The organism is Pseudomonas sp. S2_B07 (genome assembly GCF_054668435.1).
On sequence record NZ_CP162769.1, the window covers coordinates 3,501,657 to 3,515,826 of the forward strand.

15 protein-coding genes are annotated in these 14,170 nt (G+C 59.5%); 12 read left to right on the forward strand and 3 right to left on the reverse strand.

All coding sequences use genetic code 11. The annotated features are described in order from the left end of the window. Positions 1-229: 229 nt before the first annotated feature. A complete protein-coding gene (locus AB4N43_RS16085) occupies positions 230-532 on the reverse strand; it encodes a hypothetical protein (RefSeq protein ID WP_460151699.1) in 303 nt (100 codons plus the stop codon). A 194-nt stretch (positions 533-726) separates the two neighbouring features. On the opposite strand from AB4N43_RS16085, the gene AB4N43_RS16090 reads away from it, so the two are divergent. The 3 genes from AB4N43_RS16090 (at position 727) to AB4N43_RS16100 (ending at position 4,376) form a co-directional block, all read left to right on the forward strand. Beyond that, complete coding sequence (locus tag AB4N43_RS16090) at positions 727-1,785, forward strand: PA0069 family radical SAM protein (RefSeq protein ID WP_194940534.1); 1,059 nt, start codon at positions 727-729, stop codon at positions 1,783-1,785. 244 nt (positions 1,786-2,029) lie between these two features. After that, positions 2,030-2,761: a carbonic anhydrase gene (locus AB4N43_RS16095; protein ID WP_027926126.1), complete on the forward strand. Its 732-nt coding sequence runs from the start codon at positions 2,030-2,032 to the stop codon at positions 2,759-2,761. Positions 2,762-2,849: 88 nt separating this feature from the next. Beyond that, positions 2,850-4,376 (forward strand): SulP family inorganic anion transporter, encoded by a 1,527-nt coding sequence (locus AB4N43_RS16100; protein WP_194940533.1) that lies wholly within the window; start codon positions 2,850-2,852, stop codon positions 4,374-4,376. Between the two features lie 111 nt (positions 4,377-4,487). On the opposite strand, the gene AB4N43_RS16105 is transcribed toward AB4N43_RS16100, so the two are convergent. Then, on the reverse strand, positions 4,488-5,138 hold the full coding sequence (locus AB4N43_RS16105) for a hypothetical protein (protein WP_460151701.1): 651 nt from the start codon (positions 5,136-5,138) through the stop codon (positions 4,488-4,490). 372 nt (positions 5,139-5,510) lie between these two features. Here AB4N43_RS16105 and coxB point away from each other — a divergent pair, with 372 nt between their 5' ends. The 4 genes from coxB (at position 5,511) to AB4N43_RS16125 (ending at position 9,903) form a co-directional block, all read left to right on the forward strand. Further along, on the forward strand, positions 5,511-6,638 hold the full coding sequence (gene coxB, locus AB4N43_RS16110; protein WP_027926129.1) for a cytochrome c oxidase subunit II: 1,128 nt from the start codon (positions 5,511-5,513) through the stop codon (positions 6,636-6,638). 82 nt (positions 6,639-6,720) lie between these two features. After that, entirely contained in the window at positions 6,721-8,307 is a 1,587-nt protein-coding gene (gene ctaD / locus AB4N43_RS16115) for a cytochrome c oxidase subunit I (protein WP_027926130.1), read from the forward strand. 117 nt (positions 8,308-8,424) lie between these two features. Continuing rightward, positions 8,425-8,982: a cytochrome c oxidase assembly protein gene (locus tag AB4N43_RS16120; RefSeq protein ID WP_027926131.1), complete on the forward strand. Its 558-nt coding sequence runs from the start codon at positions 8,425-8,427 to the stop codon at positions 8,980-8,982. Positions 8,983-9,015: 33 nt separating this feature from the next. Continuing rightward, positions 9,016-9,903 carry a cytochrome c oxidase subunit 3 gene (locus AB4N43_RS16125; protein WP_027926132.1) on the forward strand — a complete coding sequence of 296 codons (888 nt, stop codon included), beginning with the start codon at positions 9,016-9,018 and terminating at the stop codon, positions 9,901-9,903. 4 nt (positions 9,904-9,907) lie between these two features. Here the strand turns inward: AB4N43_RS16125 and AB4N43_RS16130 are convergent, their stop codons facing one another. Beyond that, positions 9,908-10,111: a twin transmembrane helix small protein gene (locus AB4N43_RS16130; protein WP_027926133.1), complete on the reverse strand. Its 204-nt coding sequence runs from the start codon at positions 10,109-10,111 to the stop codon at positions 9,908-9,910. A 70-nt stretch (positions 10,112-10,181) separates the two neighbouring features. On the opposite strand from AB4N43_RS16130, the gene AB4N43_RS16135 reads away from it, so the two are divergent. The 5 genes from AB4N43_RS16135 to AB4N43_RS16155 are packed head-to-tail and all read left to right on the forward strand — an operon-like array spanning position 10,182 to position 14,090. Beyond that, positions 10,182-10,922 (forward strand): SURF1 family protein, encoded by a 741-nt coding sequence (locus AB4N43_RS16135; protein WP_460151705.1) that lies wholly within the window; start codon positions 10,182-10,184, stop codon positions 10,920-10,922. Further along, positions 10,888-11,481 (forward strand): hypothetical protein, encoded by a 594-nt coding sequence (locus tag AB4N43_RS16140; protein WP_027926135.1) that lies wholly within the window; start codon positions 10,888-10,890, stop codon positions 11,479-11,481. The genes AB4N43_RS16135 and AB4N43_RS16140 overlap by 35 nt, the downstream gene beginning before the upstream one ends. Positions 11,482-11,491: 10 nt before the next feature. Then, complete coding sequence (locus AB4N43_RS16145; RefSeq protein WP_410921118.1) at positions 11,492-12,571, forward strand: COX15/CtaA family protein; 1,080 nt, start codon at positions 11,492-11,494, stop codon at positions 12,569-12,571. Next, a complete protein-coding gene (gene cyoE / locus AB4N43_RS16150; RefSeq protein ID WP_059181881.1) occupies positions 12,559-13,458 on the forward strand; it encodes a heme o synthase in 900 nt (299 codons plus the stop codon). Before AB4N43_RS16145 ends, cyoE begins: the two co-directional genes overlap by 13 nt. Continuing rightward, the gene (locus AB4N43_RS16155) at positions 13,455-14,090 is read left to right on the forward strand and encodes an SCO family protein (RefSeq protein ID WP_059181882.1); all 636 of its coding nucleotides are present in this window, start codon (positions 13,455-13,457) and stop codon (positions 14,088-14,090) included. Before cyoE ends, AB4N43_RS16155 begins: the two co-directional genes overlap by 4 nt. The last annotated feature ends 80 nt before the right edge of the window (positions 14,091-14,170 follow it).

Here is a 14,170-nt window from a genome sequence, read left to right on the forward strand (position 1 = left end):
CTCGGACAACCCTGTTGAATAAGTACTGCATAGCTTCTGCTGTGAGCAGTCAAAGGCCTGTGAGCCATCCGTCAAAGAATCGTGAATTGAACAGCGGCCCCCGTTTCTTCTTGTTGCCTATAAATTCCACTCATAAAAAAACGACACGGATAAGTTCCGTGTCGTTTTAGAAGTCATCCCTGGACCCGTGGCTTTTCAATAGTTATTGATTGCACTGGTCAAACTGCAATCAAGGATTAATAATCTTTGCATACGCCTTCGCCAACGCAATCAAAACAACTTTGTCTTGCGCGTCGATTGCACCATCCCCGTTGACATCAGCTGTGTTGGTCATGGTGAAGGTGACGCCTCCATCATTCGACACGGCCTCGCGGGTGCTGGAGTCCAACAGAGAATAGGTGAGCGCCTGGTTTTCAGGGTCATAACCTTCTTCCTTTAACGAAAACTGCATGGAAACCCTAACTTCTTTTTGACTAACGATAGAAGGCGCCTGTAGTTGTAAAAACACACCGCGCTGATTGTAGCCAGACATTTATTAAATCCTTTTAATAGTGAGCACACGACAACTTCGTGTGAAACGAAGAATACTGACAACAGAGAATAAAGTGCCACGCACTTTATGTTTCTCATAATGACGAGGCGCGAAAGTTGTCAGGTGCCGAACGGCACTGGTCGATGGCGCCAAGGCCGTATACTGTATGCACATACAGCTAAAGGATCTTGTCGATGGCTACCCCTTTGCCACCTCGCGGTCGCGGCACCGCCACCAACCCGCACAACCGCTTCGCGCCGAATCGTTCGGTGGTCGAGGATGACGGCTGGTATCAGGAAGCGCCGGTCACCCAAGGCACCGAGGTGCGCATCGAAACGGCGAAAACCATCATTACCCGCAATAACTCGCCGGACTTGCCCTTCGATCGCTCGATCAATCCCTATCGCGGTTGCGAACATGGCTGCATCTATTGCTATGCGCGTCCAAGTCACGCCTATTGGGACATGTCGCCGGGGCTGGATTTCGAAACCAAACTGATCGCCAAGACCAACGCCGCAGAGGTGCTGGAAGAACAGCTGAGCAAACGCGGCTATCAATGTGCGCCGATCAACCTGGGTTCCAACACCGATCCATATCAGCCCATCGAGCGCGAGCACAAAATCACCCGTAATACCCTCGAAGTGCTGCTGCGTTACCGTCATCCGGTGACGATCATCACCAAAGGCTCGCTGATTCTTCGTGACCTGGACCTGCTGGCCGAACTCGCCAGCCAGCGACTGGTCGCGGTGATGATCAGCCTCACCACGCTGGACGATGAACTCAAACGCATCCTCGAACCGCGCGCCGCCGCACCCAAGGCCCGGTTACGGGCGATCCGCGTGATGCGTGAAGCGGGTATTCCGGTTGGTGTGTTGTGCTCGCCGATGATTCCGATGATCAACGACAGCGAACTCGAGAGCCTGCTGACCGAGGCCCATGCTGCCGGTGCGCAGAGTGCGGCCTATATGATGTTGCGCCTGCCACTGGAAGTTGCGCCGCTGTTTGAAGAATGGCTGGCGGCCCACTATCCGCAGCGTGCCGCCCATGTGTTGAGCCTGATCCGCCAGAGCCGTGGCGGGGAACTCTATGACAGCCGATTTGGCTCCCGGATGCGCGGTGAAGGACCATTCGCCGACCTGCTCGCGCAACGGTTTGCCAAAACCGTCAAACGCCTGGGGCTCAATCGCCGGGAAGGTTTCGATCTGGATTGTGAAGCCTTCTGTCCGCCGGGTCGCCAGATGTCATTGATTTGAGGACAATTGACCTATGGTTGAGTAGTGGGAAACGAACAGCCCACTCAGGCCGGTCACATTTTTTGTGACCTGGAACACACGTTCTAGAGCGCTTGATTCAGTTTGAGTTAAGTTTCGACCGCTACCTTGTTCATCGAGTGACTGACGGGTCGGATTTTGCGACCTGAATGTTTTTTAAACAGCCACTGGCTTCACACCGGACAAATCGGGACACTTCCCTGGCTCCGCCTATGAGGATGAATTCATGAGTGACAAGGATAAACAGCCGTTGGCTGCGTCGGCTTCAGCCCAACCCGAGGCGGAAACCGCCGATGCAGCGCTGCAGCACATCGTTGACGGCTTTTTGCATTTCCATCACGAGGTCTTTCCACAGCAGGAAGAGCTCTTCAAAAAACTCGCCACGGCCCAAAGCCCCCGGGCGATGTTCATCGCCTGCGCCGACTCGCGCATCGTTCCTGAACTGATCACACAAAGCGCCCCCGGCGATCTGTTCGTGACCCGTAACGTCGGCAACGTTGTGCCACCTTACGGGCAAATGAACGGCGGTGTTTCCACCGCCATCGAGTACGCGGTTCTCGCCCTCGGTGTGCAACACATCATCATTTGCGGGCACTCCGACTGCGGCGCGATGCGCGCGGTACTCAATCCGCAGAGCCTGGAAAAGATGCCGACGGTCAAAGCCTGGTTGCGTCATGCCGAAGTGGCAAAAACCATGGTCCAGGAAAATTGTCATTGCGCTGATGAAAACGAAAGCATGCACATCCTCACCGAAGAGAATGTGATCGCTCAGCTACAGCATTTACGCACGCATCCATCGGTGGCCTCGCGCATGGCCAACGGTCAGCTGTTTATCCATGGTTGGGTCTACAGCATCGAAACCAGCGAAATCAAAGCTTACGACGCGGACCAGGGGTGTTTCCTGCCGCTCGATGGCAGCCATCCGATTCCGGTGGCAACGCCCAAAGCGCGTTTCTAACACCTCCTAAATCCCCGTGTGGTTGAGTCGAGGCTGCTGATTTAGCAGCCCGGCTTCGCCATGCCTGAAAAATGTCGGGAGCTTCACTATGCGTGCTGCGCAACTGAAAGCTGTTTTGCCTCGGGAGCTGCTGGCCTCGGTGGTTGTGTTTCTGGTCGCCCTGCCCCTATGCATGGGCATCGCCATCGCTTCAGGATTACCGCCCGCCAAGGGCTTGATCACCGGGATCATCGGCGGCCTGGTCGTGGGCTGGCTGGCCGGCTCTCCGCTGCAAGTCAGCGGCCCGGCGGCGGGCTTGGCGGTTCTGGTGTTTGAACTGGTTCGCCAGCACGGCGTCGCCATGCTCGGCCCCATTCTGCTTTTGGCGGGGTTCCTGCAATTGGTGGCCGGGCGCCTGAGGCTCGGCTGCTGGTTTCGGGTCACGGCGCCAGCGGTGGTATACGGCATGCTCGCCGGGATTGGCGTGCTGATTGTGCTGTCGCAGGTGCACGTCATGCTCGACGGGGTGCCCAAGCCTTCCGGGCTGGATAACCTGGCGGCCTTTCCAGCCGCGGTGATGCAAGCCCTGCCGTCGCTCGGCTGGCAAGCCGGGTTGCTCGGGCTGTCGACGATGGCGGTGATGTGGTTGTGGGAAAAATTCCGGCCTCATTCGTTGCGCTTCGTTCCGGGTGCGCTGCTGGGCGTAGGGATGGCGACGGTCGCCAGCCTGATGCTCGCGCTGCAGGTCAAACGCGTGGAAGTCCCCGCCAACCTGGCCGAGGCCATCGATTGGCTGAAACCCGCCGACTTGCTCAATCTGGCGGACCCGACGTTGTTGGTCGCCGCGTTCGCCGTGGCGTTTATCGCCAGCGCCGAAACCCTGCTGTCGGCCGCTGCGGTAGACCGCATGCACAGCGGTCAACGATCCGATTTCGACCGGGAATTGTCGGCGCAAGGCGTGGGTAACATGCTCTGCGGTTTATTGGGTGCATTGCCGATGACGGGCGTGATCGTGCGCAGTTCGGCCAACGTGCAGGCCGGTGCTACCACGCGACTGTCGGCGATCTTCCACGGTTTGTGGCTGCTGGCGTTCGTGTTGTTGCTGTCGAGCGTGCTGCAGAGCATTCCGGTAGCGAGCCTGGCGGGTGTGCTGGTTTACACCGGCTTCAAACTGGTCGATCTCAAGGCCTTTCGAGGCTTGGGCCGTTATGGTCGGATGCCGATGTTCACCTACGCGGCGACTGCGCTGGCAATCATCTTTACTGACTTGCTCACGGGTGTGTTGATTGGCTTCGGCCTGACGCTGGCGAAACTGGCGTGGAAGGCTTCACGGTTGAAAATCAGCCTGATCGACCTGCCGGCGGATGGAGAAATGGAGTTGCGGCTGACTGGCGCCGCGACCTTTCTCAAGGTGCCAGCCTTGACCCAGGTGCTGGGCACCATTCCCGCCGGTGCGACGGTGCATGTGCCGCTCAATAACCTGAGCTACATCGATCACTCGTGCCTGGAGTTGCTGGAGGAATGGGGGCGGGCGAATGCAGCCAAGGGTTCGACGCTGCTGATTGAAGCGCGAGGGTTGAAGCGCAGGTTGGAGGGGCGGTTGCGCACTACATCCGGCGTAGGTGCTGCCGGATAAATAACCCTGTGGGAGCAAGCTTGCTCGCGATGGGGCCAGATCATCCAACATGAATGTTGGCTGACCCAACGCAATCGCGAGCAAGCTCTCTCCCACAGGTTTTGTGTTGAATCAAACCGCCGGCTGATCCAGCTCCAGGCCTACGCCCAAGCGGCGCGACATGCACGGCCAGCGTTTCCACGCGGCACCGGTATCCGGGCTGCTGAGTTTCTCGCGGTACGCTTCCACCGATTCCAAGGCAAAGCTCTGGTCGTCGAGCATCTCGTCCAGGGCGTGATGCACCACTTCGTCCAGTTGGTTGGCAAACGCCTCACCGATCAATTGGTGGGCAATCAGGTTGGCGACAGTCATGTCCAAGGGGATCAATGGCTGGCCCAGATACTTGATGTACAGGTCGTTGACCTCTTCGACAAAACGGTGTGCCAGATAGGCTTCATCCAGCAGGCTGTCGAGCCCGACGTGACCGTTCATGATGTCCGGCGGCTGAAGGAAGTACTGTTCGGCAATGTTCAGCACCGGCTTGATCTGTGACTCGATACCGGCTTCCCTGGCCACTTCATTGGCTGCTTCCAGCAGATCAGGTACTTCGTCGATGTAAGCGGCGACAAAACGTGTCAGTACGCCATTGGCGTCCGCCTCAGGCAATTGGATGGCAGGATGCAGATGAGGCAGTATGCTTCCCAGCTGACGCGTCAGCAGGCCGGTCTCGGCTTCATGTGTTTGGGCTTTTTGGATCTGCTCGCGCAATGCGGCGGTGTTCATGAAAACTCCAGGAAACAAAGGCAATGAAATAGGGAAGACATAACTTAGCTGCCTTATGAAAAATGCTAAGACGCATTTGTCATAATTGTTTCATCCTTGAGACGCCTCCGTTATATCGATTTGCCACCACTCGTCTGCATCCTTCTCCATTCGTGACCTTGAACGCAAGTCCCAGCTGTTTCAGATCATTTACGCCATCACATTGCGAGGTCGCAGTCGCTGTCTATACTCGGGTTGGAAATGGAGTTAGCTGATGACGCCCGACTGCACACGCAGCAAGGCCCGGCGATTCAAGTTCGTAGTCTGAAAAAGCCGCTCCCTTGCCGCAGGTGAAAGCCGGCGGGATAACAAGAACGATAAGGGGAACCCGCAATGATGCGACATCCACACGTCTGGATGGGCCTCCTGTTGTGGTCGATTTTCAGTCAGGCGCAAGCCGCCTGGACTGTGAATATGGCGCCGGGAGCGACTGAAATCAGTCACGCAGTATTTGACCTGCACATGACCATTTTCTGGATCTGTGTAGTAATCGGCATCATCGTCTTCGGCGCCATGTTCTGGTCGATGATGGTCCACCGCCGCTCGACCGGGCAGGTGGCCGCAAAATTTCATGAAAGCACCACCGTCGAAATTCTATGGACCATCGTGCCCTTCCTGATCCTGGTGGCCATGGCGGTTCCTGCGACGGCCACCCTGATCAAGATGTATGACGCCAGTGAGCCGGATATCGACATCCAGATCACCGGCTATCAGTGGAAGTGGCATTACAAGTACCTGGGCCAGGACGTTGAGTTTTTCAGCAACCTGACCACCCCCGCCGACCAGATCCACAACAAGGAAACCAAGGGCGAGCACTACTTGCTCGAGGTCGACAAGCCGCTGGTGTTGCCGATCGGCGCGAAGGTGCGCTTCCTGGTGACCTCCGCCGACGTCATCCACTCCTGGTGGGTCCCGGCCTTCGCGGTCAAGCGCGATGCGATCCCGGGGTTCGTCAACGAAGCCTGGACCCGTATCGACAAGCCCGGCATCTACCGCGGCCAATGCGCCGAGTTGTGCGGCAAGGACCACGGCTTCATGCCGATTGTGGTCGAGGTCAAGGAAAAGGCCGATTACGAAAAATGGCTCGCTGACCGCAAGGCTGAAGCCCTGCAACTCAAAGAGCTGACCAGCAAGGAATGGACCCTCGACGAGCTCAAGGAGCGCGGCGACAAGATCTATCACACCACCTGCGTCGCCTGTCACCAGGCCGAAGGTCAGGGCCTGCCGCCGATGTTCCCGGCGCTCAAGGGCTCGAAAATCGCCACCGGACCGAAAGAGGGCCACCTGAGCCTGGTGTTCCACGGTAAACCCGGCACCGCCATGGCGGCGTTCGGCAAGCAGCTCTCGGAAGTCGATATCGCGGCGGTCGTGACCTACGAACGTAACGCCTGGGGCAACAACAAAGGCGACATGGTCACTCCTAAAGAAGTGTTGGAGCTGAAACAGGCGGAAAGCAAATGACCCGGTCTATTGCGCGTGTAAGGAACTGGTCGGGGCAGCGCGCCCCGGCCTGCCCAGCCCATCTGTTTGCAGGAGACAGGCCATGAGCGCTGTTATCGATGACCACGGTCACGCCGACCACGCCCACGGCCCCGCCAAAGGTCTGATGCGTTGGGTGCTGACCACCAATCACAAAGACATTGGCACGTTGTACCTGTGGTTTGCGTTCACCATGTTCCTGCTGGGCGGCTCGTTCGCGATGGTGATTCGCGCCGAACTGTTCCAGCCGGGACTGCAAATCGTCGAGCCGGCGTTCTTCAACCAGATGACCACCATGCACGGCCTGGTGATGGTCTTCGGTGCGGTGATGCCGGCCTTCGTCGGCCTCGCCAACTGGATGATCCCGTTGATGATCGGCGCGCCGGACATGGCCCTGCCACGGATGAACAACTTCAGCTTCTGGCTGCTGCCCGCGGCGTTCATCCTGTTGGTGTCGACCCTGTTTACCCCCGGTGGCGGTCCGAACTTCGGCTGGACGTTCTACGCCCCGCTGTCCACGACCTACGCACCGGAAAGCGTGACGTTCTTCATCTTCGCCATCCACTTGATGGGGATCAGTTCGATCATGGGCGCGATCAACGTGATCGCGACCATCCTCAACCTGCGCGCCCCCGGCATGACGCTGATGAAAATGCCGCTGTTCGTCTGGACCTGGCTGATCACCGCGTTCCTGCTGATTGCGGTGATGCCGGTACTGGCCGGGTGCGTGACGATGATGCTGATGGACATCCACTTCGGCACCAGTTTCTTCAGTGCCGCCGGTGGCGGTGATCCGGTGTTGTTCCAGCACGTGTTCTGGTTCTTCGGTCACCCCGAGGTGTACATCATGATCCTGCCGGCCTTCGGTGCCGTCAGTTCGATCATCCCGACCTTCTCGCGCAAACCGCTGTTCGGCTACACCTCGATGGTCTATGCGACGGCGAGCATCGCGTTCCTGTCGTTCATCGTCTGGGCGCACCACATGTTTGTGGTCGGCATTCCGCTGGTGGGCGAGTTGTTCTTCATGTACGCCACGCTGCTGATCGCGGTGCCGACCGGGGTGAAGGTGTTCAACTGGGCCAGCACCATGTGGCAAGGCTCGCTGACCTTCGAGACGCCGATGCTGTTTGCGGTGGCGTTCGTGATCCTGTTCTCCATTGGTGGATTCTCCGGGTTGATGCTGGCCATCGCCCCGGCGGACTTCCAGTACCAGGACACCTACTTCGTGGTCGCGCATTTCCACTACGTACTGGTGCCCGGGGCGATCTTCGGGATTTTCGCCTCGGCCTATTACTGGATGCCGAAGTGGACCGGCCACATGTACGACGAAACCCTCGGCAAGCTGCATTTCTGGCTCTCGTTCATCGGCATGAACATGGCGTTCTTCCCGATGCACTTCGTGGGGCTGGCGGGCATGCCGCGACGGATTCCTGATTACAACCTGCAATTTGCCGACTTCAACATGGTCTCCTCGATTGGCGCGTTCATGTTCGGTGCGACGCAGATCTTCTTCCTGTTCATCGTGATCAAGACCATTCGCGGCGGCCCGCCAGCACCGGCCAAACCGTGGGATGGCGCGGAAGGCCTGGAGTGGAGTATTCCGTCACCGGCGCCGTATCACACCTTCACCACGCCGCCGGAAGTCAAATGAATACCCTGCCCCTTGTAGGCGTGAGCCTGCTCGCGATTCAGGCGACGCGGTGTGCCAGATACGCCGCTATCGCGAGCCAGCTCGCTCCCACAGGGTTCGGTGTTGAGGGCTTACACCATGGCTGACTCGATTTCGATGAAAAAGCTGGTCACCCGCCTGTTGCTGGTGGTGGTGGCGATGTTTGTCTTCGGGTTTGCCCTGGTGCCGATCTACGACGTGATGTGCAAGGCGTTCGGCATTAACGGCAAGACGGCCGGGCAGTACGAGGGCGAGCAAACGGTCGACACTTCGCGCCAAGTGCGCGTGCAGTTCCTGTCGACCAACACCGCTGACATGCCCTGGGATTTCTATCCAAAGAGTGAAGAGCTGACGGCCCATCCGGGGGCGGTGAACGAGATGATTTTCATCGCGCACAACCCGACCGACAAGCCGATGAGCGCCCAGGCCGTGCCGAGCATCGCGCCCAGCACCGCGGCGGCGTACTTCCACAAGACCGAATGTTTTTGTTTTACCCAGCAAGTGCTGCAGCCCGGTCAACGGATCGAGATGCCGGTACGTTTCATCGTTGACCGTGACATGCCCAAGGATGTGAAGCACCTGACGCTGTCTTACACGCTGTTCGATATCACCGCACGCCATCCACCCGTGGCGGTTGCCGCCAGTACCGGTGGCTAGGCGCTAATGCGTGCCCGATAAGGAGAACAATAAATGGCAACTCATGAACACTATTACGTACCGGCCCAGAGCAAATGGCCGATCATCGCCACGCTCGGCATGCTCACCACCGTGTTCGGCCTGGCCACCTGGTTCAACGATCTGAAAGCCGCACGCCCGGAATCCCACGGCCCGCTGATCTTTTTCGTCGGCGGCCTGTTGCTGGCGTACATGCTGTTCGGCTGGTTCGGCACGGTGATCAAGGAGAGTCGCGGCGGCTTGTACAGCGCGCAGATGGACCGTTCCTTCCGCTGGGGCATGAGCTGGTTCATCTTCTCGGAAGTGATGTTCTTCATCGCTTTCTTCGGTGCGCTGTTCTATGTACGGCACATCTCAGGCCCCGCACTCGGGGGCGAAGGCCCGAAAGGCATCGCCCACATGCTCTGGCCGAACTTCCAGTTCACCTGGCCGCTGCTGCACACCCCGGACCCGAAACTCTTTCCTCCGCCCAAGGAAGTCATCAGCCCGTGGGGCCTGCCGCTGCTCAATACTATCTTGCTGGTGAGCTCCAGCGTGACCGTGACCATCGCCCACCACGCCTTGAAAAAGGGTCATCGGGGCGCACTGAAAATCTGGCTGGCGATCACCGTGTTGCTGGGCTGTGGTTTCCTCGGGTTCCAGGCTGAAGAGTACATGCATGCCTACCACGAACTGGGCCTGACCCTGGGTTCGGGCATCTACGGTGCGACGTTCTTCATGCTCACCGGTTTCCACGGCGCCCACGTGACCATCGGCACCATCATCCTGTTCGTGATGCTGATGCGGATCATGCGCGGACACTTCGATAACGAGCACCAGTTCGGTTTCGAGGCGGCGAGCTGGTATTGGCACTTCGTGGACGTGGTGTGGATCGGGTTGTTCGTTTTCGTCTACGTGCTCTGAGCCATTACCAAGGCGCCGTAGAGACCAACTGGCCGCTATAGAAACCCCAGGCGATCAAGCCGACGGTGGTGGCTGCCAGCGCAACACGGACACTCAAGGCAATGACGAGGCGGTTTGAGCTGCTGTCGTCCTTGACCAGAAAAAACAGGCCGCTGAACAGGCTGACAACCGTGGCAATCAGCATCAGGACGATGGCTGCTTTGAGCATGGTGAGACTCCGGGGGAAAGGCGATGCACTTGAGTATAGCTATCGCGACTCACGACTTTTTGGCCACGCCATGAAGCGCTTCCGGCCGGGCATCGTACCGACACTGGTGGTCGCCCTGTTGCTGCCGCTGCTGGTGTCGCTCGGGTTCTGGCAACTGAGCCGGGGCGCGGAGAAAAGCGCGCTGCTGCAAAGCTATGCCGAGCGCCGTGCCGCCGAACCGATGGCCAGCACCGAACTGCAACTCACCGAAGACCTGGCCTTCCGCCGCGTTCATCTGCATGGCCAGTTCGACGCCGCGCACAGCCTGTTGCTGGACAACCGCCAGCGCGACGGCAAGGTCGGCGTGGAGCTGCTGCAACCGTTTCAGGACCAGGCGACCGGGCTCTGGTTGCTGGTCAATCGCGGCTGGTTGCCTTGGCCGGACCGGCGCACACCGCCGCAGTTCACCACGCCCAAACAGGCCTTGAGTCTCGATGCCTGGGTCTACGTTTCCCCCGGCGCGACCTTTCAGCTGCACGCCGATCCGAGCGCCACCACCTGGCCTGAATTAGTCACCGCCGTCGAGCCGCCGAAGCTCTGGACGGCGCTGGGCCGTGAAGGGTTTGCCTACGAATTACGCGCAGAAACGGGTCCCGCGACGTACCAGGCCGATTGGCCAGTCGTCGCCATGGGCCCGGAAAAACACATCGCTTATGCCGTGCAGTGGTTCGCCATGTCGCTTGCCCTGTTCGGCCTCTATCTCTACCTCGGTTGGCACAACGCAAAGGAGAAACACCATGGGAGCGGCCATGAATCCACCCAGCATGTCTGAAGCGAAAACGCCGGCGAGTCGACGCAAGGGTCGCTTGCAGTTGCTGTTGATTCTGCTCGGGGTCATCGGTCCGATGATCCTTGCCACCGGCATGTACAAACTGCAGTTCTGGGTGCCAGACGGGCGCAGCTATCACGGCGAATTGATCGGCAACGGTCAGACCCGCGCCGACCTCGGTGTGCAGGCCCAGGAGGATCGCTGGCAAATGCTGGTGACTGCGCCGAAGGATTGCTCGGTGGATTGCCAGCAACTGGTGTACCTGGCGCGGCAGATTCAGATCGGCCTTGGCCGCGATGCGTCCCGCGCCAGCCATGCACTGGCCGCCGCACAGCCGCTGACGGCGGATTACGACGCCAAGCTGACCCGCGAATACCCGCAATTGCAACGCTACCCCATGGACCTCACCACCTTCAGCAAGGCGACCGGAGACAAAACCGCACCGCAGCTGTGGATCATCGACCCCCACGGCAACCTGGTGCTGCGCTATGACCCGACGGTGAAGGGTAAGGACCTGCTCAACGACCTGCGTCATCTGCTGAAACTGTCGAACATCGGATAAGGGCATCGTCATGGCCAAACCTGGATTTCGCCTCGCGCTGTTTGCCTCCTTGCTGGCACTGATTGTGGTGTTGCTCGGCGCCTACACCCGCCTGACCCACGCGGGCCTCGGCTGCCCGGATTGGCCGGGTTGCTACGGCTTTATCAGCGTGCCGAAAAGCGAAGCCCAACTGGCCCATGCCGAACTGCATTTTCCCGATACACCGGTGGTGGCCCACAAGGGCTGGAACGAGATGATCCACCGTTACTTTGCCGGCACGCTGGGGATGCTGATCGCGGTGTTGGCCGGTCGCGCCTGGGTGCATCGTCGTCATCCGGGGCAACCGGTGAAGTTGCCGCTGTTTCTGCTGGCCGTGGTGTTCGCCCAAGCCGCGTTCGGCATGTGGACGGTGACGCTCAAGCTCTGGCCGCAGGTGGTGACCGGGCATTTGCTCGGCGGCTTTGCCACGCTGAGTCTGCTGTTTCTACTGACGTTGAGGTTGTCCGGCGTACTGCCGGCGCTGACCGTGCCACGACGTTTGCAGTACTGGGCAACGGCCGGGTTACTGCTGGTGATCCTGCAAATCGCCCTCGGTGGCTGGGTCAGTTCCAACTATGCCGCCGTGGCCTGCATCGATTTCCCGACCTGCCATGGGCAGTGGATTCCACCGGCCGATTTCGCCAATGGCTTCCATCTGACTCAGCACATCGGCCCGAATTATCTCGGCGGGCAACTGGACAGCGACGCGCGCACGGCGATTCATCTGACGCACCGCATCGGCGCGCTTTTGGTCACACTCGTGCTGCTCGGGCTCGCCTGGCAGCTGAAAGTCGTCGGCATGACACGCCTCGCGGGGCTGGTGCTGGTCGCCCTCGCCACACAAATCACCCTCGGTATCAGCAACGTGCTGTTCCATCTGCCGCTGCCCGTGGCCGTCGCCCACAACGCCGGCGGCGCGGCCCTGTTGCTGACGATGGTGCTGGTCAATTATCACGCGCGAACCCGTCTGGTTCGGGTCAAGCAGCAATCCCCCGCGCGCTGGCGGTTCAGCCCGCGTAAACACTCGGCCGGGCCCATAACAATAAAAGGAGAGATGCCATGGCGACTCTGATCGGCGAACGTCACAGTCAGGCAATCTGGCGCGACTATCTGGAGCTGACCAAGCCAAAAGTGGTGGTGCTGATGCTCATCACCTCGCTGGTCGGCATGTTCCTCGCGACCCGCGCCGGGGTGCCGTGGACGGTGCTGGTGTTCGGCAACCTGGGGATCGCCCTGTGTGCCGGCGGTGCGGCGGCGGTCAACCATGTGGTGGACCGGCGCATCGACGCGGTGATGGCCCGCACGCACAAACGTCCGTTGGCCGAAGGCCGGGTGTCTCCGGCGGCGGCGCTGACGTTTGCCTTGGTATTGGCCGTGCTGGGCCAAGCCGTGCTGCTCGCGTTCACCAATGCGCTGACGGCGTGGCTGACCCTGGCTTCGCTGTTGGGCTATGCGGTGGTCTACACCGGTTTCCTGAAACGCGCGACACCGCAGAACATCGTCATCGGCGGCCTGGCAGGGGCGGCCCCGCCACTGCTGGGCTGGACCGCTGCGACCGGCCACGTCAGCGCCGAACCCCTGCTGCTGGTGCTGATCATCTTCGCCTGGACCCCGCCACACTTCTGGGCCCTGGCGATCCATCGCAAAGAGGAATACGCCAAGGCCGACATTCCGATGCTGCCGGTGACCCACGGTGAGCACTACACCAAGGTTCACATCCTGCTTTACACCTTCGCGTTGCTGGCCGTCAGCCTGATGCCCTACGTGATCCACATGAGCGGCATGCTCTACCTGATTTGCGCGCTGGGGCTGGGCGCAAGGTTTCTGCAATGGGCCGTGGTGCTGTACCGTGGCACTCGGCCGCACGCGGCGATCAACACGTTCAAGTACTCTATTTATTACTTGTTCCTGCTGTTTATCGCGCTGCTCGTAGACCACTACTTACTGTTGAACCTATGACTCGAACCCAGAAAACCGTCTTCATTCTCGTCGCCCTGATCGCACTGGTCCTGGGCCTGACCATCAACAAAGTGCTGTCCGGCAAAGGCCAGGGCGACCCGACGGCGCTGATCGATGCCGGCATTATCTTGCTGCCGCAAAGCCGCAACCTGCCGGACGTGAAGATGACCGATCAGGACGGTAACCCGGTGACGGTCAATCAGCTGAAAGACAAGTGGAGCCTGCTGTTCTTCGGCTACACCTTCTGTCCGGACATCTGCCCGACCACCCTCGCCCAGCTGCGTCAGATCAAGAGCGAGCTGCCACCGGAAGCAGCGGCCAAGCTGCAGGTCATTCTGGTCAGCGTCGACCCGAACCGTGATACCCCGGCTCAGCTCAAGCAGTACCTGGGCTACTTCGACCCGCAGTTCAAAGGCCTGACCGCCTCGTCGGTGGATGACATTCAGAAGCTGGCCAATGCGGTGAGCATTCCGTTTATTCCGGCCGACACCAGCAAGCCCAATTACACGGTGGATCACAGCGGCAATCTGGCGGTGATCGGGCCGGACGGCACGCAGCGCGGGTTTATTCGGGCACCGTTGAACAACGTGAAATTGGTGGCGCAGTTACCGGTAATGCTAAACCGTAAGTGACACTGAAAAACCTGTGGGAGCGGGCTTGCCCGCGATGGCGGTGCATCAGCCAACCTTGATGTTGAATGACAAGGACTCAT